The organism is Chitinophaga sp. (genome assembly GCF_035538455.1).
Taxonomy (GTDB): Bacteria; Bacteroidota; Bacteroidia; order Chitinophagales; family Chitinophagaceae; genus Chitinophaga.
Genome location: NZ_DATLKJ010000222.1, coordinates 1 through 22,505, shown reverse-complemented (window position 1 = coordinate 22,505; position 22,505 = coordinate 1). Strand labels below are relative to the sequence as shown.

14 protein-coding genes are annotated in these 22,505 nt (G+C 49.1%); 1 reads left to right on the top strand and 13 read right to left on the bottom strand.

Translation table 11 applies throughout. The features are described 5' to 3' along the window. Positions 1–31: 31 nt before the first annotated feature. The 9 genes from VM802_RS26365 to VM802_RS26325 form a co-directional block, all read right to left on the bottom strand. A complete protein-coding gene (locus tag VM802_RS26365) occupies positions 32–2,422 on the bottom strand; it encodes a GumC family protein (RefSeq protein ID WP_325536362.1) in 2,391 nt (796 codons plus the stop codon). A gap of 17 nt (positions 2,423–2,439) precedes the next feature. Then, complete coding sequence (locus VM802_RS26360) at positions 2,440–3,291, bottom strand: polysaccharide biosynthesis/export family protein (RefSeq protein ID WP_325536360.1); 852 nt, start codon at positions 3,289–3,291, stop codon at positions 2,440–2,442. An 81-nt stretch (positions 3,292–3,372) separates the two neighbouring features. Beyond that, positions 3,373–5,310: a polysaccharide biosynthesis protein gene (locus VM802_RS26355; protein WP_325536358.1), complete on the bottom strand. Its 1,938-nt coding sequence runs from the start codon at positions 5,308–5,310 to the stop codon at positions 3,373–3,375. Positions 5,311–6,014: 704 nt separating this feature from the next. Continuing rightward, positions 6,015–6,587 (bottom strand): LutC/YkgG family protein, encoded by a 573-nt coding sequence (locus tag VM802_RS26350; RefSeq protein WP_325536356.1) that lies wholly within the window; start codon positions 6,585–6,587, stop codon positions 6,015–6,017. Further along, complete coding sequence (locus VM802_RS26345; protein ID WP_325536354.1) at positions 6,584–7,972, bottom strand: lactate utilization protein B; 1,389 nt, start codon at positions 7,970–7,972, stop codon at positions 6,584–6,586. Before VM802_RS26345 ends, VM802_RS26350 begins: the two co-directional genes overlap by 4 nt. Then, positions 7,969–8,709 carry a (Fe-S)-binding protein gene (locus tag VM802_RS26340; RefSeq protein WP_325536352.1) on the bottom strand — a complete coding sequence of 247 codons (741 nt, stop codon included), beginning with the start codon at positions 8,707–8,709 and terminating at the stop codon, positions 7,969–7,971. Before VM802_RS26340 ends, VM802_RS26345 begins: the two co-directional genes overlap by 4 nt. A gap of 219 nt (positions 8,710–8,928) precedes the next feature. Further along, a complete protein-coding gene (locus tag VM802_RS26335; RefSeq protein ID WP_325536350.1) occupies positions 8,929–9,930 on the bottom strand; it encodes an LLM class flavin-dependent oxidoreductase in 1,002 nt (333 codons plus the stop codon). Positions 9,931–9,955: 25 nt separating this feature from the next. Next, a complete protein-coding gene (locus VM802_RS26330) occupies positions 9,956–12,181 on the bottom strand; it encodes a helix-turn-helix domain-containing protein (protein WP_325536348.1) in 2,226 nt (741 codons plus the stop codon). 220 nt (positions 12,182–12,401) lie between these two features. Continuing rightward, the gene (locus VM802_RS26325) at positions 12,402–12,593 is read right to left on the bottom strand and encodes a cold-shock protein (RefSeq protein WP_079472790.1); all 192 of its coding nucleotides are present in this window, start codon (positions 12,591–12,593) and stop codon (positions 12,402–12,404) included. Positions 12,594–12,854: 261 nt separating this feature from the next. Between VM802_RS26325 and VM802_RS26320 the strand changes: the two genes are divergently transcribed. Then, positions 12,855–14,153 carry an MFS transporter gene (locus VM802_RS26320; protein WP_325536341.1) on the top strand — a complete coding sequence of 433 codons (1,299 nt, stop codon included), beginning with the start codon at positions 12,855–12,857 and terminating at the stop codon, positions 14,151–14,153. On the opposite strand, the gene rpiA is transcribed toward VM802_RS26320, so the two are convergent. The 4 genes from rpiA to VM802_RS26300 form a co-directional block, all read right to left on the bottom strand. Further along, positions 14,117–14,794 (bottom strand): ribose-5-phosphate isomerase RpiA, encoded by a 678-nt coding sequence (rpiA, locus tag VM802_RS26315; protein ID WP_325536339.1) that lies wholly within the window; start codon positions 14,792–14,794, stop codon positions 14,117–14,119. The two genes, VM802_RS26320 and rpiA, sit on opposite strands and share 37 nt — an antisense overlap. 182 nt (positions 14,795–14,976) lie before the next feature. Continuing rightward, positions 14,977–17,280, bottom strand: coding sequence for an aminotransferase class III-fold pyridoxal phosphate-dependent enzyme (locus VM802_RS26310; RefSeq protein WP_325536337.1), 2,304 nt, complete (start codon positions 17,278–17,280; stop codon positions 14,977–14,979). Positions 17,281–17,290: 10 nt separating this feature from the next. Then, a complete protein-coding gene (locus VM802_RS26305; RefSeq protein WP_325536335.1) occupies positions 17,291–19,237 on the bottom strand; it encodes an MGH1-like glycoside hydrolase domain-containing protein in 1,947 nt (648 codons plus the stop codon). After that, positions 19,230–22,385, bottom strand: a complete 3,156-nt coding sequence (locus VM802_RS26300) for a glycoside hydrolase family 2 TIM barrel-domain containing protein (RefSeq protein WP_325536332.1) — start codon at positions 22,383–22,385, stop codon at positions 19,230–19,232. Before VM802_RS26300 ends, VM802_RS26305 begins: the two co-directional genes overlap by 8 nt. Between the last annotated feature and the right edge of the window lie 120 nt (positions 22,386–22,505).

Genomic DNA, 22,505 nt, shown 5'->3' with positions numbered 1-22,505 from the left:
AGTTTTCTTTGGAGTTTTATTTATCAATAAATTAAGACTTTCCTATCAAGTGCCGGATACGCTTCACCACCCCTTTGGGTTTGGTCACCTGCGTATAACCATAACCGTATCCATAACCATAACCATACCCATAATTCCTGCCGGCCTTCACATCATTCACGATCAGGTTGATCTTCGGCATCTTCCGTTGTGCAGACAGATCATTAGGTATTCCCAGCTGCTGCTTGAAGGTAAAACTCTGACGTACGAGATAAAGCGTAGCATCAGCAAAGCGGGCCAGCAGCTGTGCATCTGTTACCAGTCCGATCGGCGCGGTATCCACAATGATATAATCGAACAATTCACGCAGCTCGCTAAACATCCTTTCCGTCTGTTCCAGCAGCATCAGTTCTGCGGGGTTTGGCGGAATAGGGCCTGACGAGATCACAAAACAGTTCTCGTGTATCCCTGAGGGTTTGATCACCGCTTCCAGCGAACTTTTGCCGATAGCGTAAGTACTGAAGCCGATACGATTGTCTACCTTCAGCTTTTCAGACAGTTTGGGCTTGCGGAGGTCCATCTCCAACAAAACTACCTTTTTACCGGACAACGCCAAAACCGAAGCCAGATTGGCCGCTACGAAGGATTTACCCTCACCGCTCATACTGGATGTCAGCATAATGGTTTTGTGCTGCGCACCGGCAAGCACAAACTGCAGGTTAGTACGCAATGCCCTGAACTGCTCTGCAATGGGCGTTACAGCATCCTTTTTCACCACAACCAGTTCTTTAGTAGAAGTATGGCCTATCTCACCTATAACAGGCAGATGTGTAGCCCCGGTAATATCCTTCTTGTTGGTGATGCGGATGTTGAGCAATCCTTTCACATACAGTCCGCCGGTTGGCAATGCGATACCGGCCACAATCGCCAGTAGGTATATCAGCAGCCTTTTCGGTTTGAATGGCAGCGGATCACTCTTGGCAGGATCGATGATCCTCGCCACCGCCAGGTTGGAAGACTTGGACAAGGCCGACTCTTCACGCTTCTTCAGCAGGAACAGGTACAGTTCCTGTTTGATAGCCTGCTGACGCGAAATATCGAGAAACAGCCTCTCTTTCGCAGGCACTTCCTGGATCTTTTTATTAAGGTTGCCGGAGCTGCGCTGCAACTCAGCAATGCTTACTTCTATACCTCTCTTCAGTGAACCAAGGTTCGAGATAAGGTCCGACCTCAGATTGCTCAGCTGCTGATCGATATTTTTAATCATCGGGTTATTCTCTGTGGTCGACAACAATTGCCTTGCCCTTTCGAGCTGCAAAGTATTATAACGTTCCACAAGACCCAGGAAAGTAGGATCCTGCACAACCAATGAAGAAGGCACCACACGGGCCTGATTACCCTCATCCTGCATATAGCGGTGCATTGACTCCACGATGTTAAGACGCACTTGCTGATCCACCAGCTGCTTCGAGAAATCACCGGTACCAGCCACCAATAGCTTGGCCTGCTCCTGTAAATCAGCAACGGCATTAGACTGTTTGAACTGCTGGATGTCTTTCTCTACACCAGATAGCTCTCTGGTCACCGCTACCAGCCTGTTATCAATGAACGCGATGGTACTGTCAGCAATCTTGTTCTTATCATCCACACTGGCCCTCATGTAATTCTCTACCAGTTTATTGAGGATCGCTTCCCCCCTTTCAGGGATCGCGTCCGTGATAGTGAGCGCTACAGTGCTTACCTGCTTATTGGGCACTTCCATGGTAACAAGTCCCCTGTATTTCGCCACCGCCTGATCCACCGAGATGACGGTTACATCATAATCTTTGTTGACCAACACAAATTTCGGATGGCGCACCATCCTGACAATACCCTCCCTCAAATGAAGCGTATCATTCCAGTTAGCCTGTCTCGTGAGACCCGGACGGCTCAGGGTGAATTTATCCTCCCCGATAGGCCTAACCGTATAAATCATTTTCTGAAGACTGTCGCTCAGTGTCACCCACTCCATAGTGAATGGCAGATTGCTGTACTGGTCCGTTTTCTTCACACGTCCGTCAGCGATATACATAACGTTCAGCTGCAGGCCCTTCACCACGCTTTCCATGATGGAACGGGAACTGAGTATCTCTACTTCATTGTCCACCGAGCTTTTACTGTTAAAGAGTTCCAGCTCACTGAGTAACTCCTCTCCGGGAAGGTTTCCTCCTTTCTGATCATCCTGTACCAGTATCTTGGCATTGATCTTATAACTGGGCGTAGCATAGCGCAGATATAACCACGCACATACGCCGGTAAGGATGATACTCAGTACATAAATATACCAGTGCGACCGGAGGCCGTCCAGTACTTTTCTCAGATCGAATACACTGTCCTGTTGCTGTGCAGGCGGTGTTGAACCGTTCGCGGAAAATGGGTTCTTTGAATTAGTATTCTCGTACATGCAAATGCTTTAAAGGATTAGAACTTAACTCTTGTTAATATTACCACCAGTAGCGTGATAGCAGAACTTATGATCGTAATATTCCTTAACCGTGAAGCATCTGTTGCCACTACTTTTGATTTGTTCGGTTCCACATATACCACATCTCCCTGTTGCAGATAGTAATAGGGCGAGGTGAACAAGTGGCTATCGTTCAGGTTGAATCTCGCAAACTCTTTTTTACCGTCCCGCTCTCTTATCAGCAGTACGTTTTCACGTTTGCCAAAGATAGTCAGGTCTCCCGCCATCCCTATCGCATCGAGCAGAGTAACTTTTTCATTGGGCATCACATAGCTGGATGGCCTTGCCACTTCGCCAAGCACCGTGATTTTAAAGTTGGCGTATCTGACATTCACCACAGGATCTTTATAATACTGTGCAGCCTTTGCAGTCACCTCTGTTCTTACCTCTTCTGTCGTTTTATCTTTTACAAGCAGTTTACCAATCAACGGCAGCACTACATTGCCGTCCTTATCTACCAGGTATCCGCTGATATTACCACCGGGAGCAGCAGAAGCAGTCGATGAACCGATTGTCGGCCATGCAGCCGTATTCTGCTGGTTTAGTACGGAAGTGGCGCCGGCATCCAGTGTCTGGATCGTAATCTGCAGAATATCATCCACCTGGATGCGCGGTGTACTGTAACTCGCTTCAGCTACGCTTTTAAGCCTGCCGGTATCCGGAATGTCCTTGAAATAAGTAACATTCTTCGGACCAGCGCAGGAAAATAAAAACACACTGATAATTGCGGCCATTGCCAGACGGCCCACACGGCGACTCTTAAAAAAGTTGACTAAACGGGAGCACTGCTCCCCCACGGTAAGCTTCATAATTTAATGCACGATTTTGAATAAGAAGGTCCCATCCAGGCATGTAAGATGCCATGGTAAATACAATACAGGACTAATCTTTTACAATTTTATTTTATCTCTATCCAGTTCCTCGTATGCTGAATTCTTGCTGATAAACTCCGGCACCAGCCCCTTCATGAGGGCCACGGTGGGTGTCAGGTAATGCTGCTGCGCTGACTCTATGAGCTCATTGATCTTGAGATTCACCTCTGAAAAGCTGTAGCTTCTCACTTTAGCTATCAGTATTTTTTCGTGATAGGTGGGCAATGTATTTTCAGCATTATTAAGCAATTCTTCATATAGCTTTTCGCCGGGACGCAAGCCAGAGTACACAATCTGTACATCTCTTCCGGGTTCTTTACCAGCCATGCGGATCATCTTTCTCGCGAGATCCACTACCTTCATGGGCTTACCCATATCGAACACAAATATCTCCCCGCCCTTACCCATCGCACCGGCTTCCAGTACCAGCTGACAAGCTTCAGGAATAGTCATGAAATAACGGGTTATCTCAGGATGCGTAACCGTAATAGGTCCTCCCTTCTCCAACTGTTTCTTGAATCGCGGAATAACAGACCCATTAGATCCCAGTACATTACCGAACCGGGTAGTGATAAATCTCGTGGGCGGCGCGCTGTAAACAGGACCCGCCTTTTTATATAGTTCGTTGATATGGTTATTGAATGATTGTGTGAAAATCTCCGCGATGCGTTTGGAGGCGCCCATCACATTAGTAGGATTCACTGCCTTATCCGTAGATACCATCACAAATTTCTCTACCCCAAACTCTACTGACAACTCAGCAAGTATTTTGGTACCCACTACATTGTTCATCACTGCGATAGACGGATTCTTTTCCATCATAGGCACATGCTTGTAAGCAGCGGCATGATATACTATAACAGGCGCATACACCTCAAACAGTTGCTGCATACGGATTCTGTCGCACACGTTACCAATGTATGGTATGATCGGTATGTCCGTGGTTTTTTCAGCCATCTCCAGCTCCAGTTCATGCAGCGGTGATTCAGCCTTGTCACAGAGAATAATAACCGAAGGTTCATACTTCACCAGCTGTCTTACAATTTCACTACCGATAGAGCCGGCTGCACCGGTAACCAGGATACTTTTGCCTTTGAGTTCCTGGCTGAGCTGCTGGTTCTTGATATCTATCACAGATCTTTCCAGCAGGTCTTCGATGTTGATGTCTTTCAACTGAATGGTATTGTTATTCATGCCGTCTATCCATTGGCTTACTGGTACTATTTTTTTAACCCGGATATTGAGGGAGATACACTCTTCCACCAACTCATTGAAACGCTTGGTATCGATATAATCGTCAGGAATGAGCAGAAGAGATATTTTGCCCTGCTTCACCATTTTAAAGAGCTGCCCTCTGCGCGCAGAAAACACTGGCAACCCTTCAATAGATTTACCCGCATGCGTGCGCGCATCAGCCAGGAAGCCCACCACACGTATCTCCGAATCAGGCGCATTGCTGAGCGCCGTACGCAGCGCAAGGCTGCTAGAACCCGTATGAAAGATAGCAGCGCGTGTCCTGTTAACAGAACGAAAGTTGTTATAGTATTTAAAAATCCATTTGACTACAAGACGGTAAGATAACAGCAGGAAAGAGCTGATGAAGAAATTAATAAGGATAACTGACAATGGAAAGAGAAGCGCATCCGCGCTCAGTATATGCGAGTAGCCGATAGTAATACACACGCAACAGCTGATAATATTCAGCAACGCAATATTCCCGATATCTGAAAGGCTGGTATGCCTCACAATACCACGGTATGTACGTAACAGGAGCGATAATACAAGATTCACTCCTAATGTAACCAATGAGATCTGCAATAGTGGATATGGAGCCAAAGCCTCCACATCAAAATTCAACCTGAGCAGATACGCCAGATTAATGGCCAGAACGGAGCACCCAAGGTCAAGTAACAATATAAGCCATGACGGGGTAATCCATGATGATCGATGCACCATAGGTTTCAATAATAAGATATGATTAATTTATACTCAGTCGTCTAATCAATAAAGCTGCGCATGTGTGTCCAGGTTTTTCATAGTTGCGCTTCTCTTCTCTGATCAGATCGTTTATTCACTAGTTCGCATTATATGGTATACTTTAACGTATATCTTTTTTTGGTTTCTAAAGATACGCAAAGTAAACACTAAATTTTGATAAGTTCTGTTATGAAAAGGTAAACATTTAAAAAAAAAATCCATTAAAATTTAAGAACATATCAAAACCACCTCAATAAACAATCTGCAAATGAAGGAGCACTAACTATACCTGACCGCTCTGAATAGCCCTGGTTCTGTATTTTATCCATTCTTCTTTTCGGGCTTATAACAGGAACGAGTATACGCAAACGGCGAACTCAACAACAAAACTTGCTGCAACATGTTTTAATGAAAACATTCACTTTCCGGGAATGAAATACACGTTCTTTTAACAATCTTCCTGGACCCGAAAGACTGCTACTTAATGGTGTCTCTAAAGTAATACTAAGTCGATGCATGGCACTAAATTTTATGCTGGTTAACTAAAGTTCGATATGGTTCTTCTAATCCCGATTTAATAAGTATTTTCAACGGACGCTTTTGGAGCAAACACCATACCAGTTTTATACTTGCGAACAAATATAGACAATTAAACGCATTACTCCGCGATTTATGTGTGCCAATTAAGGAAGAATTAATACGGTGAGACTTCTGGCCCCATGAGCCCCCAAAACCAACGACTGTTCGATATCCGCTGTCTTCGATGGCCCGGCGATAAACACACCAAACCCGGACTGTGGTGCACCTATCCTTTCATATGCCTCATGCATAGTAGCCAGAATATTCCCGCGCGACAAAATTATGGCAAGATGCTGGCAGATAAACGGCAGCACCCTTATTTTTATTTCCTGCTCCGTAACCCACACCGATCCGTTCTCTGCTATGCCCCACTGACCATTCACCACAGCCATATCCACATCTTCAAGCGCATGCGGATCTTCGTGTACCCAGTCCTGTTGGTCCGCATCTTCCGCTACAATAACCCGCTTCAGATCAGGATAACGCTCACGTAGCAATGGTAATACCTCCGACTTATTCCCGACCTCGCACAACACTCCTCCCAACCCCTCCAACACCTTACGGAATGCCTCCAGCGTTGCAGGCATAGCGCCTGACAACCCATCCAGTGAAGGCAACCCCGTTTCCTCCGGCTGGTTCTTTTTTACTGCCGCCAATATCTTTTCCCTGCTACTCATGACCCTTTATTTTCTGTATCCTCGTTTTTATTTTCTGCATACCACTCCGAAAATGATTGCTTCGGAGCTACCGGCATCTCTCTTTGTTTATACCAGGGATTAAACCGGTTGTTCACCATCCCCGGAAATGCGCGCATCACCCAACGGCCCATCTTACCCGCACGCTTATAATTACCAGGCTTCGACAATACCGCGCTCATCACCTTCATGCCCGCCGTCTTTGACGCAGTAGTATATCCCTCTTTCACCAATACCTGTCTCCATTTATACAGCTGCTGATGTATATCGATCTTCACCGGGCATACATTCGTACAGGAGCCGCATAGCGTAGACGCAAACGGCAGGTCTGCGTAATGCTTCATATCCAGGTTGGGCGCCAGTATTGAACCGATAGGCCCTGCAACCGCGGTATGATAGCTATGCCCCCCACTACGCCTGTATACCGGGCAGGTATTCATGCAGGCAGCACAACGTATACACTTCAGCGAATTGCGGAAGTCCTCACGGCCCAGCTGCTGCGTACGGCCATTGTCTACAATTACAATATGCAGCTCCTTCCCCGCTGCCGGTTTCCTGAAATGACTGGAGTAAGTAGTAATCGGCTGCCCGGTAGCGCTACGTGCCAGCAAACGCAAAAACACTCCCAGGTGCTTCCGCTGCGGAATAATCTTTTCGATACCCATACAGGCGATGTGTACATCTGCCAGGTGGGCGCCCATATCGGCATTGCCTTCGTTGGTGCATACCACCATCTCGCCCGTTTCAGCAACCGCAAAGTTCACACCGGTAATGGCTGCACGCGATTGCAGGAACTCCTTCCGGAGATGCTGCCTCGCAGCCTCTGTGAGAAACTGCGGATCTGCGTTGCCCGCAGGCGTACCCAGATGTTCATGAAACAATTCTCCGATCTCTCCCTTCTTCTTATGTATACAGGGCAACACAATATGGCTGGGCGGTTCTTTCGCCAGCTGTACAATGCGCTCGCCCAGATCCGTATCAATCACCTCAATGCCATTGGCCTCCAGGTGCGGATTGAGATGGCATTCCTCCGTGAGCATGGATTTACTTTTCACCATGCGCTGCACGTTATGTTTCTTCAGAATACCAGTAACTATATCATTATGCTCTGCAGCATCGGCAGCCCAGTGCACAACAGCGCCGTTGCTGATGGCCTGCGCTTCAAACTCCTGGAGGTAACTGTCGAGATTCCCCAGCACATTCCGTTTGATCGCTGAAGCGGCCTCCCTGAGCTGCTCCCATTCAGGAATGCTCCATGCCTGGCGGTCACGCTTGGCGCGCACCCACCAAAGCGTTTCATTGTGCCAGTCTACGCGCGGCTCATTCTCGTTGAAACGTTGGGATAATGTTGCGTGGTCATTACTCATGGGATGGTCTGATTGAGGATTTCGGCAATATGCATCACTTTAACAGCTTCATTGTTACGGCGCAGAACTCCTTCCAGGTGCATCAGGCAGCTCACATCTGTTCCGGTAATCACCGTAGCGCCATGCCTAACGTGATCGGCTATACGGTCTTTTCCCATCTTCACAGATACCGCTTCTTCCGCCACACAAAAAGTACCCCCAAAACCGCAGCACTCATCCTTTTGATCCAGCTCCACCAGCTCTACACCGGCTACCATTTTAAGCAGCTGCTCCGGCTTTGAGAATGGCGCCGCCACCAGCTCACTGGCCTGGGCAAGCATCAGCCCCCGCTGACCATGACAACTCTGATGCAACCCCACCTTACAGGGAAACCGTGCAGGCAACGACGTTACCTTGAGCACATCAGTGAGGAATTCTGTCAATTCATATATGCGTGACCGTATCCCGGCAGCTGCCGTCTCCGCCGCAGGGTCATGAAGATGTTCCTTGATATGCAGTACGCAACTGCCCGAAGGCCCCACAATGTAGTCGTATTCAGCAAAGAGACGGGTGAACAGGCTGTTGCACTCATGTGTGAGATGCTCATAACCCGAATTAGCCATAGGCTGTCCGCAACAGGTCTGACCCTGCGGGTACTCCACGTCGCATCCCAGTTTTTGCAGCAGCTGTAGCGTAGCAATGCCCACCTGCGGATAAAACTGGTCTATATAACATGGTATAAATAATCCAACTTTCACGGATGCAGTGATTTAATGATCATGATCTCTGCAAATTTAACGGAGGTGACAGGAGGAATACTTCCTTATTTTTAACGGTTACTGGCTTAATTTTAAGATTTATTGATTTTGTTATTCATTTATGTAGTTATTTAAAATGCAGCGGAGACCTGTAGTTATTAAAACAGTAACAGATCTCCGCTGCATTTTAAATAACTACATAAGTAAATAACAAAATAACTACATAGATAACGCAAACACCTCTGCCAGCAGTTCATAAGAACGCAGCCTGTCTTCATGTTGTTCTGCAATGGTAGCAATCACCAGTTCATCTACCTCATATGCTGCGGCAAGCTGCTCCAGCTGGGCTTTCACACGCTCCGGCGTGCCGGCGACCATGCGGCCGCGATTAGCGTGTATGCGTTGTAGTTCTTCAGGCGTGTATTGTATATTTTTGATCTCTTCATAAACCACCTGCTCATCGTACCTCCCCTTTTCAAAACTCAGGAGGCGATGATCCATCACAGCCTGCATCTGCCCGGCCTTCTCTTCTGTTTCTGCACAGAATACGAAGATCCCGACACTCGCCTTAGGCGCTGCCAGATGTGCCGACGGCTTAAACTGCTCGCGGTATTTACGTACTGCCTGCGGCCCGCCTATCGGGTAGATGAAATGGGCAAACGACAACGCCATCCCGAAATGCGCCGCCAGCAAACCACTTTCACCACTGGACGTCAGTATCCAGAGATCCGGCGCCGATGGAATAAAGGGAATGGCTTTTACTTTCTCCTGTGCTGAACCCGGCGTAACCGTATCAGTTAGCCAGGCCTGAAGGTCCACCAATTGCTGTACAAATTCTTTGGGATCGAAGGTGTTGGAAGGATTGAGGATATGTGCGGTAAGGCGGTCGCCGCCTGGTGCACGTCCGATGCCGAGATCTATACGGCCGGGATAAAGCGCTTCCAGCAGGCGGAAATTCTCCGCTACCTTGAGCGTACTGTGGTTGGGTAACATCACCCCGCCTGATCCGATACGTATATGATTGGTTTCGCTGGCAAGCCTCGTAATGAGAATCTCCGGCGATGCGCCGGCCAGCGTCTTTGTGTTGTGGTGTTCCGACAACCAATAGCGTGTGTATCCCAGTTTATCAGCCAGCTTTGCCAGCTGTATGCTTTCCTGCAATGCTTCCATAGCGTTGCTGCCCCTGCGCACAGGGGACTGATCCAGTACACTTAGTTTCACGTCCTTTGCTTTTAATCATTCATAATTAATCTTTCATAATCTGTTCTTCCTGTTGTTTCTTTAAATACCATTGTACTGCGCGGATTTCGGCAAAGCTCACAGCCGGCCCTACACGCTCTTTGATAGGCCCTGCGGCAGTGGCGCCCAGCTCACGGATATGAGACATGATCAGTTTCACCGTCGCCTCCGGCACAAAGCGGGACAGCTCTATTTCACCAGCCTCCACACACTGGGCCAGATGGCTCTCAACAGTGCTGACGGCCAGCTGCCTGGCAACGGCTATGTCTGCGATGGACTTCCCTCCGAGATAAAGCTCCAGCGTGCCTCTGCGGCTGCTCCCCTTTTCCACCTTGCCTTTTGCAGTGGGAGGAGTGACGGCCTTTGAAGCGCCAGCCTCTTCTCTCAGTTCCAGGTAATTCTTCAGCCCCTTCGTGAAGTTAAGATCAGCATAAGACGCATCCCATACCTGCTCTAACTTGTGCCAGAAATCAGATTCCAGCACCATCAGTTGTAACAGGTACTTCTTCGACTTACCCTTCTTCACTTCAACCATGTGTTCTCTTAACGGCGTAATCAGGTCTTCATAAATACTCTTCGTAAAATATCCGATGGCCTTGCTCACCCGTTCTTCGAACTGGTCTGTTTCCCCGGTCTGTACAGCCGTGTCCAGCAACTGATTCAGCTGAATGCCAAATCTGGCGGCCACTTCCTGCTGTTGTTCCACCCTGGCAGACAGATGCCTGCTCAGCGTCAGCGATGCATCGATATCAGGGACTTTCTTATCCTGTATCCATACAGCGAAGCTGCGCGCATTGGCCTGCATGCGGTACCAGTCGAACAACTGCAGCAGCGAGGATGCCTGATACTTCTTACGCTCCACCTCCAGTAGCACGACCAGCTCATTGGCCTCGTTTTCCTTTTCAGCAAAATCGATCACCTGCTGATCTGTTTTAATGCTGCCGTAGCCGATACGCGAATGCAGCACAAGCCCGTCCAGCGATGTACAGCGGCTCAGCGCCACATATACCTGCCCCGGGGCAAATGCATATCCGGCATCGATGATGGCTCTCTCAAAGGTCAGGCCCTGGCTTTTGTGAATAGTGATCGCCCAGGCAAGCCTGATAGGGAACTGTGTAAAACTGCCGATTTCCTCTTCTTCAATGGTATTTTCTTCCTGATTGTAGGTGTAACGGATGTTGCGCCAGGTTTCTTTTTCCAGCTTCAGTTCTTCATGAGAGCCGGAAAGCACCAGCATAATCTCGTTTTCATCGATATGGGAGATGGTTGCTATCTTACCGTTGTAGTAACGGCGTGGTTGTGCGAGGTCATTTTTGAGGAACATTACCTGTGCGCCTACTTTAAGTTGCAGCACCTGTTCCGTGGGTAGGGCCTTATCACTGAAGTCCCCTTCTATCTTACCTTCCAGCCGGAACATTTTTCCGGGCATGGCGGCTAGTCGCTGGGCGTTGATGTCGTCCGCCTTGCGGTTGTGAGTGGAAAGCACAATGTATTCCCCGTTATCGCCCTGAAAGCCAGGCTTGTACAGGCTGTTGAGGAGCATCAGGTCGTCTTCTTCCACATCATTATTACGCACCCTGTTGAGGATGTCTATAAATTCCTGTTCATTCTGCCGGTATATTTTCTTCAGCTCAATGTATAAAGGCGGCGCCTGTGCAATCACTTTGGCGTCGAAGAAAAAGGAGCTGTTATAATATTCCCTCAGCAGATACCATTCACCTTCAGGCACTACCGGCGGCAACTGAAACAGATCGCCGATATACAGCACCTGTACCCCCCCGAAAGGCAGCAGCGGCTTATTACGGAAATGCCGCAGGATCGTATCTATTGCATCCAGCATATCCGCACGCACCATGCTCACTTCATCAATGATCAACAGTTCCATCTCCTGCAACAACACTTTCTTATCGTTGGTAAAACGAATATTGCGGAAGAGGGAATGCTTATCTGTACTGCTGATCTCATCAATGCCGAAACCTCTCTTTGATCCCGGGATAAAAGGCCCGAAAGGCAGCTGGAAAAAAGAATGCATGGTAACGCCCCCGGCGTTGATAGCAGCCACACCTGTAGGCGCTACCACCACCGTATTCTTTTTCGTATGCTCTTTTATATGTTTCAGAAACGTAGTCTTCCCTGTACCGGCTTTACCGGTCAGGAAAACATGACGGTTTGTGTGATTAATGAAATCTGCCGCCAGGTGGAAGATGTAATTTGTATGATCCGGTTGGGGCATAATAATTCAAATTGAATTTGCTAAGATAAGTTTATTTGGTTATTTAATTATTTAGTTATGTTGCTATTTAAAATGCGACGGAGATCTGCAGTCATTTTAACAACTATAGATCTCCGCCGCATTTTAAATAGCAACATAACTAAATAATCAAATAACCAAATAAAATAAAACTGCCCCCGCTAAGCGGGGGCAGTTGATAACAAAACTATTATTCAATAAGTTATGCCAGTCTTACATTAACAGCATTCGGGCCTTTTCTACCTTCTTCCACGTCGAATACTACGCGGTCGTTCTCGCCGATGCTTTCTTTGATACCAGATACGTGAACAAAAATTTCTTGTCCAGAACCTTCGATTTTAATGAACCCAAAACCTTTAGCTTCATTAAAAAATTTAACTACACCTGTTTGCATTTATTTAATATTTAATAGTGAACTTGTTTGCCCTTTTTAGACAGGCGGCAACCTGAGCACCTGAAGAAAAAATGTAAAAAAAGCTGAATGTAAAAGGAGATTACTAACAGAATTGCAATACAATATTCTAAAGAAGCGCAACGAAGATATGGGTTTATCTGACAATAACCAATTTTTTTTACCTTTAACCCTTCACTATCAACCGTTGACAGCTGTAAGCTATAAGCTGTCAACCCACAAACACATATATCCTTATCACATATGACTCAATCAAACGCATGGCGGATAAAAGCAATATTGACCGGCTCCGCAGGGAATTTAGTGGAATGGTACGACTGGTACATTTATGCTACGTTCTCGTTGTACTTTGCGCCCGTATTCTTTCCGAAAGGGAATTACACCGCTCAGCTGCTGAACACGGCGGCCATCTTCGCCGTTGGCTTCCTGATGCGGCCTATCGGCGGCTGGCTCTTTGGCCGGATTGCAGACCGCAGCGGCCGTAAGGCCTCCATGACTCTATCCGTACTGATGATGTCTTTCGGCTCCATGCTCATCGCCTTCACTCCCTCTTATAACAGTATCGGCGTCCTCGCCCCCGCTTTACTATTGATAGCCAGACTCCTCCAGGGGCTGAGCGTAGGCGGCGAATATGGCACTTCTGCCACCTATCTCAGCGAAGTGGCCACCCCCGAAAGACGCGGCTTCTACTCCAGCTTTCAGTATGTAACCCTGATAGGCGGGCAACTTACCGCACTGGCCGTACAACTGCTGCTGCAATACGTATTCCTGACCGACCAACAGCTACACGAATGGGGCTGGCGCATTCCGTTTATCATCGGCGCACTGCTGGCGTTCTTTGCCCTATACCTGCGTACACATATGCAGGAGTCCACATCATTCAGCAAGTCAGAAAACAAAACCGCAAAAGGCTCTGTAAAAGAGCTGTTCCGCCAGTATCCCCGCGCAGTAATCACCGTAGTGGGGCTCACGATGGGCGGTACGCTTGCCTTCTATACCTACACCACCTACATGCAGAAATTCCTGGTGAACACCGTGCACCTCAGCATAGAACGCTCTACCGTACTCACTTTCCTGCTGATGCTCATTTACGCCGGTATACAACCATTATTCGGGCTCTTGTCAGATAAATACGGGAGAAAGCCGCTGCTGATAGGTTTCGGCATATTCGGCACATTGCTGACCGTGCCTATCCTGACCACACTAAGCCACGTAACTACCGAATCGGCAGCTTTTATGCTGATCCTGGTTGCCCTGGTGATCGTCAGCGGTTATACCTCCATTAATGCGGTAGTGAAGGCGGAAATGTTTCCGGCGGAGATAAGGGCTTTGGGAGTAGGGTTCCCGTATGCCATGACAGTAGCGCTTTTCGGAGGAACGGCTGAATCAATCGCGCTGTACTTCAAAAAAATCGGCCACGAACCATGGTATTACTGGTACGTGACCGTATGCATATTTATTTCCTTACTGGTATATATCACTGCCAAAGACACCAAGTACACTTCTTACCTGGATAAGGACCGCACGGAGCCATCGGCATAGCCAATGATCAGCTTATTGGCATAAGACAGGAACAGACCATTGTCTACTACACCAGGCGTGCTGTTCAATTGTTGATGAAGGACGGCCGGATCACTGATTTTTTCATAATGGCAATCGAGGATATAATTGCCGTTATCGGTAATGAAGACCTTGTTATCTTTCTTTCTCATAACGGGTGCTGCGCCCAGCTCAGTGAGCTTTTTGAAGGTAAGCTCCCAGGCAAAAGGCACGACCTCTACCGGCAACGGAAACTTTCCCAGCTGTTTTACCAGCTTGGACTCATCCATCACCACGATCATTTCACTGGCGGCGGCAGCAATAATCTTCTCACGAAGCAAAGCGCCACCGCCACCCTTGATCAGGCGCAGCTGCTCGTCCGCTTCATCGGCGCCGTCAATATCGATGTCAATGCGGCTTACTTCGGAGAAAGACACGATAGGTATCTGCTGCTCTCTGGCCAGCTGCTCCGATTGTTCTGAAGTAGCGACGGCCTGCAGTTGTAAACCATCTCTAACCAGCTCCCCTATACGCATAATGGTGTAATAGGCAGTGCTGCCGGTACCCAGGCCAACTGTCATACCCGGCTGTATAAATGTAGCCGCCATTTCGCCGGCGGCTTTCTTGGCTAAATCCTGTTGCATGCCGCAAATATAAGGGCATCTTTAAAAATATAAGAGCAGGGAACCTGGTACCAGGTCCCCTGCTCTTAAATTGTCTTGTAACATCAAATCTGCCTATCGTTCATTTCTCCTTCGCCTGTCTTTTGATGATCGTAGGGAGTAACCAGGTATCAAAGCCCTGTTAAAGCCCTGTTAAAGGCGTACTATAACGATGCCAGCACCTCATCAAGATGGGTAAGCAGGTCATCCGTGTTAACTTTATTGAAAACCATCGGCGGTTTTATCTTGAGCACGTTATGCAACGGTCCATCGGTACTAAGCAGGAACCCCCTGTTCTTCATCGCTTCCACAATCACATCAATCTCAGGCACTGCCGGCTCTTTTGTCTCGCGGTCGCGCACCAGCTCGGCGCCGATGAAGAATCCGTGGCCGCGCACATCCCCGATAATCGCATGTTTCTGTTGTAGCTTGCGTAATCCGTCCATGAAGTAGTTGCCGGTTACGCGGGCATGTTCCTGTAACCCTTCTTCCTGGATTACCTGCAATACCGCCAGACCGGTAGCCATTGATACCGGGTTGCCGCCGAAGGTATTGAAGTACTCCATTCCGTTGTTAAATGAATCAGCAATAGCCCGCGTGGTAACCACCGCCGCAAGCGGATGCCCGTTGCCAATAGGTTTACCCATCACCACAATATCGGGTGTCACATGTTGTAATTCAAATCCCCAGAATGCGTCTCCTACCCTGCCGAAGCCGACCTGTACCTCATCCGCGATACACACCCCGCCTGCTGCTTTCACAATTTTATATACTTCCTGCAAATAACCATCCGGTAAAGGTATTTGTCCGCCTACCCCCAGCAGGGTTTCGCAGATAAAAGCGGCTACACCTTTGCCTTCCTGTTGCAGCCTCGCAATAATACCAGCTACATCAGCAGCATACTTGCTCCCAGCCTCCGGATCATTAGCCTGATAAGGACCGCGGTAAATATCCGGATTCAGCGCTTTATGCGTGGTAGCAGGCTTCCCGAAGCCTCCCTTCCCATCAAATTTATACGGACTTAATTCCATCGCTACAGTGGATGTACCGTGGTAGGCATGATCCAGTACAATCACATCCTTCTGCTGCGTATAATGCCGGCTCATACGGATAGCCAGGTCATTGGCCTCGCTGCCGGAGTTGGTGAAATAGCATACTTCCAGTGAAGGCGGCAAGGTTGCGGTCAGTATCTCCGCATAATTCACCAGGTGGTCATGCAGATAGCGCGTATTGGTATTCAGCTGTGCTGCCTGCCGCTGTATAGCTTTCACCACAGTAGGGTGGCAATGACCGGCATGACTGGGGTTATTCACACAGTCAATGAATGTGCGGCCTTTATCATCATACAGGTACTGCAACGCACCTCTTATAATCTTCAGCGGTTGCTTGTAACTGATACTGAGATTACGACCGATGCGATCCTTGCGCTCGTCCAGCAGTTCTTTATAATCTTCACCTTTATGAATAATGTCTTCAAACCCGCATGCCTCACGGAAAGCCTGCTGCGCTGCCAGCGGATTCACCGTGATCAGGTGCGTCAGTAATTTCCAGGCGGCATTCTCCGTAATGAAGTGGAATTCATTATTGCTGCCCGCTGCAGCATGTGCCGCAGAGTTGGTAACGCTGATGCACAGACGTCCGGCAATAAGATAGTACAACAGGTCCGTCTCCTCTTTGGTGAGCTGATAAGCGCTATGATAGCCGGATACCACTGCGGCAGCGGCTTGCAGCGGCTCTTCACTCAGCAGCATCATATACGTACAGGCAATCGCCACATTGTTGATCAGCGCCGTGTGTACCATATCGCCGAAATCTATCAACCCGCTGATAGTGCCATTATTCACCAGTACATTATAATCGTTGGCATCGTTATGAATGTATGCTTTGCGCAGGCGGTGCAACTGCGGCTGCACTTCCATCTCAAATTGCAGGAGGAAGTAAGCCGCCAGCCTTCTTCTTTCATGATCCGTAATATGATGCAGGCGGTCGCGCGCTTCCAGCGTATTGGCAATATCCCAGCTGATATGGCGGTGCATAGCAGCATGCGCAAAGTTGGCCAGGGAGCTGTCCATCTCTCCGAGGAACCTGCCCAGGGCAGTATTCAGCTCCTGTGTATTTGTTACCGTTGCTGCAGGTTGTCCTTCCAGCCAGGTGTAAAGGCGCAGATAATATACTTCTTCCGGCAGGGAAATTACCGTGATGGCGTCGCCAGCCACGCTCTTCACCACCTGTTGTAGCCGTCCGGCCACCGGGCTTTTCGCCAGATGATCGAGGATCTTTACCTGGGCATCCAGGAAAAGCGGGGAATGGGAAGCATTGGCTACCTTGCAGATATAGGCGTTACCGTTAGCATCCCGTACCAGGAAATTGGCTTCGTCATAACCTTCCAGTTCCTTGACGGTCGCTGTAAGGCCGAAGTGCCGCTGCATCAGATTCTCAATGCCTGCGGATGTGAAAGTATATAGCATAAATAACCTTTTAATGTTTGGCAGCCAGCAGCATCAGTACGTGAGCGGCTGTCCAGCTGAAATTAGGTGCGTTTAATCCCTGACCGCTGCGCGGGTGATAATTTTCATGCAGCGGTTTGTTATCATTCATTCCTGCTGCATGCTGCCACAGTTTCTTCGTCAGCGCAGTTGCCTGCTGATGGTAGCCGGAACTATCCATACCACTTATAGCGAATTCAAATTGGTCCATCCACACCGGTCCGCGCCAGTAGCCCTTTCTGGGATCAAACGCTTTCTCGCTTGCGTCCAGTACCGGCAAAGGCACTAAAGTATTAAAAACCGCCGTATCCTGCAGGTGTTTTATCAGGGACTTCGCCTGCTCCTGTCCTGTAATACCAGCCCACATTGGAATCCAGCCTTCCGCACCCTTTATGCGGATCAACGCTCCGCTGAGATGGCGGTCATAATAAAACCCGGAAGCTTTATCATAGAACGCGGCATTTATCAGCGCTTTCAGCTGATCTGCTTCTTGTTGCAGCCACTTTGCCCTTGCCCTGTCCTCCAATACTTCCGCTATTTGTGCGAGTATCCTTTTCTCTTTAAAGAGATAACTATTGAGATCCACCGACTCCTGATTCAGTGACCAGGCGCCGTTGCCATTATCCAACATAGTAGCATGATCAAAGCGTACGGCGTTATCCATTCCGCTTTCCCACGCAGCCGCGATACGCGTACCGTCAGCAGAGCCATATTCACACAACCCATTCCTGTCGTGATCCCGCGCGGTATACCACCATTCATGATAGCGACGCAATGGTTCATCCATGCTACGCAGAAACGCAGTATCATGTGAAGCCTCAAACACCTTCCACACAGCCCATGCAGCCAGCGGCGGCTTGGTATCGCGCAGATTGTTCTCAGTACTGTCAGTGTAGATACAATCCGGTATCATGCCATCTGGCAACTGCCAGTCAAATAGTGCCTGGATGTTCGACTTAGCTAATGCAGGATCAATATAAGTCAGACCTACTGCCTGCTTCCAGCTATCCCACGACCAGATACCATAAAAACCCTGGTAGGATGCAGAAGGAAACAACCCATCGTGATGGATACTACGGGCAGCGCTGCGCCAGTTGGTGAGCAGGGTAATCATGCTCTTCACCGCCAGGCGGCTGCGCATCTTATCGCTAACGGCGAAGGGCATACGACTGAACAATGTTTTCATATACCCGTTCCAGCGCTCTTCATTCGCACGCATGGCTGCACCGAAATCAGCATCACTGGTATCCGGAGTGGTATGCGGTTCCAGATGATATGCCTGCAACTGCGTACCCTTCCAGGTATCATTAGCGGATATTACAATGCTGCGCGTCGCTTCGTAATGGTGAGGCGTGGTCCTGATACTCCACGGTTCGGCAGACAGATAGCGGATGGTAAACACCTGCTCAGTACCAGTTATCGCTACACGAATACTGTTCTCTCCGGTGGTCAGTGCTCCTCTTTGCAGTGCTATATTACCATCATACTGTACGCGTATTTTCCGTTCACGCCCGGTGGTGTTGGTCAGCTTCGTATACAGCAGCGCCTCCCGGTTACCGGAGAAAATCAGCTCCTGTGTCATTACCAGCCCCTCTCCTTTGCAAGTGAGCCGCAACATACCCGGATAATAATGCGCTGTTGTTTCCTGCCAGGTGATACGGTTATCATGTTCGTATATGCCTAACCGTGCAATACGGTCAGACAGCCACTCTCCTTTCATATCCATCAGCAGCGGCCCGGTAAAGCCTGCATCCTGTCCGTTCTCCGGCAGCGCATAGGCGTGCCATGCACCATTATCTGAAAAGAAGGAAGCGGTAACGTTACCGGTATCCTTTACGGTGTAACGCAGGTCCAGCACATCGGGAAACTGTTCCCGCCGCTGGGCCGACACGCCCTGCTGTAGCAGCAGCGCGCATACTATCCATTTAAATCTATTCATATCTTTCTTTCGCCTTTTCGGTAGCCCTATCGCCGGTATGGAGTGGTCTTAATGTAAAACTGTACTGGTAATTTTTATACACCAACGTATAGGGTGCGTGTGGTTTAGCGCCCCAGCTGTTGTCGCCGCCGAGGCCGGCCTGCTGGTAGTCGATATTCCACCAGATCAGCGGCTCGTTGTACATAGAGCCTCCGTGCCTGTTCTCCTTGCGGTTGAAATCCAGGCGCGACATATCAAAATGCAATACGCCTGTATTGAACAGTGAATCGGTGCGGGCCATCCATCCTTTGCCTGTGGCATCATGCAGCGCCATCCAATGCACATCGGAGCGGTAGCCGCTCTCCTGCGCCCGTGGATAGGGATGAAACAGCGAGTCAGCCGGAAGTGCATACAAATCCACATCCGCAGCATACTTACGGTCCTGGTAATTATCAAACGGGCCACGACCAAGCCAGCTCACCTGGTTTAATGCAGGAACCAGTTCCATACGCATGCCCATACGCGGCAACTCAGGCATCACCGTATCTCCGGCAAGGAACTGAGCGGTGACACGGATGTCGCCGTTGGAAAGTATCGTATAATACGTGTTATAGTGTGCCATCACATCCGGCAGGTAATGCCTTGATACAACCTCCACATGCTGCTCATCCCGCTGGGTTACGTCACACGATAAGAGCCGGGCATGATCTCCTGCATGCTGCCATACAGCGCAACGGAGCTGCTGGCTGTTGCCGATGTCATTGTCTGTAGCAGCGCGCCAGAAGCTGGGCTGTAAGGGAGATTGCATATAGTCACTCCCGTTGGACGAGAACTGACTGAGCCAGCCGCCAGTGAATTTTACGGTAAAACGATCATTGGCGATGAGATAACCATCTTTTCCTTTCTGCACATTCAGCGGCTGTCCGGTAACACTAGCCGGGGATACCGGCTGGAAGTAAGGCAACGCCCATTGCTCCGTAGCCAGTATATGCCCGGCAGCAAGCAGCTCCACGGCGTTTTTGAGCCTGGCATGCAGATGCAGGAAATAATGCACACCCGGTTGAGGCGTTATAGCAGGAAGGGATACACGAATAGTCTCCGACTGATGCGGCAGGACCTTCGTATCCGGTAAAACACCTGTTGCAATCGTCTTTCCGTCTCCCTTTAACTCCCATCCTATTACCACATTACCCAAATCGCTAAAATCATAACGGTTATCAATCCGCACTAAATCGGCCGACATATCAACAGGGGAAATATGTATGGGCTGGTAAACTTTCTTCACTTCAAATGCCTGCGGATGCGGCGACCTGTCTGCCGCCAGCATACCATCCGCGCAAAAGCTCGTATCACTGGTAGCGCCCACGGTGCCCATATCTGCACCATAAGCCCAGATAGCCCTTCCCAGGGAATCATGTTGCAGGAAAGTCTGATCAGAGAAATCCCAGATGAAACCGCCCTGTAACTGATCGTATTTATACATCAGCGCCCAGTCATCCGCCAGGTTGCCGCCACTGTTGCCCATCATATGCGCATATTCGCACTGGATCATGGGCCTGTCACGATACTCACGTACATATTCCTGCATGTAGCCGATTGATTTGTACATAGGACAGACAATATCCGTATACGGTGTATTGCGGGCCGGCTCATACTGAACAGGTCTGGTTTTATCACGCATCTTTGCCCACTGGTAAGTAGCAATGAAGTTGTCTCCGAAGGCACTCTCATTGCCCAGCGACCAGGTAATAATACTGCAATGGTTCTTGTCGCGCTCTATCATACGGCAGGTACGGTCCAGGTACGCGTCCTTCCATTCCGGTTTGTCGGACAAGGTTTGCAGCGGGTGCAGGCTCATACCATCACATTCTATATTAGCTTCATCCACCACATAAATACCATATTGATCGCACAGCTCATACCATTCCTCCCGATTAGGATAGTGACTGTTACGCACCGCATTGATGTTATACTCTTTCATCACACGAATATCACGCAGCATGCCCTCCCTGTTGATCACCTTAGCGGTGTGCATGTCATGTTCATGGCGGTTCACGCCCTTAATCTTCACAGGCACACCATTCACGAGCAGCTGCCCGTGACGGATCTCCACATTACGGAAGCCGATCTGTTGCACAAAGCTCTCCAGATCCCTGCCCTGCTGATCCTGCAAGGTTACCTGCAGGCGGTAGAGATGAGGATGTTCGGCATTCCAGGTACGGATACCAGGCAAACGGCGGGTCATATGGAAATTGCTGTCCGCTCCTATCTGCAGGCTTTCGGTGAACAAGGCAGTTTCCTTATCCAGTAATTGTACCCGGATACGTTTAGCCTTGTCCGTTATAGCGGGTAATTTATTTAATGAGAGATCGAGATCAAGCCGGCCATCTTTATAGTTGTTTTCCAGCTGTGGTTTTGCAAAGAAATCGTAGATACTGAGCGGCTCGCGGGCGGTGAGAAACACGCTGCGTTCAATACCGGTGAGCTTCCACATATCCTGACCTTCCAGGTAAGAACCATCGCTGAAGCGGAAAACCTGCACAGCAATAGTGTTGTCCCCCGCTTTCAGGAAAGGCGTCACGTCAAACTCAGCAGGCGTTTTACTGTCTTTGCTGAAGCCGAGGTAATGCCCGTTAACCCAGGCATAGAAGAATGAATTTACTGCGCCCAGATGCAGCAACACCTGTTTGCCCTTCCACGCAGCAGGTAATTGAAAGTTGCGTCTGTAGGAGCCTACAGGGTTATTGTCTTTTGGCACAAATGGCGGATTGGGAGGAAACGGGTACTCCACATCCGTAAAAATATAAGGGGCGTAACCGGCAGTCTGCCAGTTGGCAGGCACCTGGATGGTTTTCCATTTGCTTACATTATAGGTTGGCTTAAAGAAGTCGGCCGGGCGGGAATCCGGGTTGGCGGCCAGGTGGAACTGCCACGTACCATCGAGGGAGAGCACCAGTGACGAAGCAGTCGCTTTCAGCGCTTTCAGCGCATCAGGATAAGGAGTGAAATGCGCGTGCGGGCGCAGGGTATGCAGGGAAACCAGCTGCGGATTCTCCCAGTCGTTGCGAATTTGCGCACGGAGCGCAGCGGGCAGCAACAACAGATATAACAATGCTTTTCTCTTCATGGTTACCGGAACATAGAGCCGGTGGCCTATAGCCACCGGCATTAGTGTGGTTTATGATAAACGAAACAGGACTATTTGGCGAGCGGGTTATTGAGTGTTTCCTTCAGCGGCAGCGGATAATAGCCTTTATCCGCGGAGAACTGTCTTCCTGCCGCCTGCATA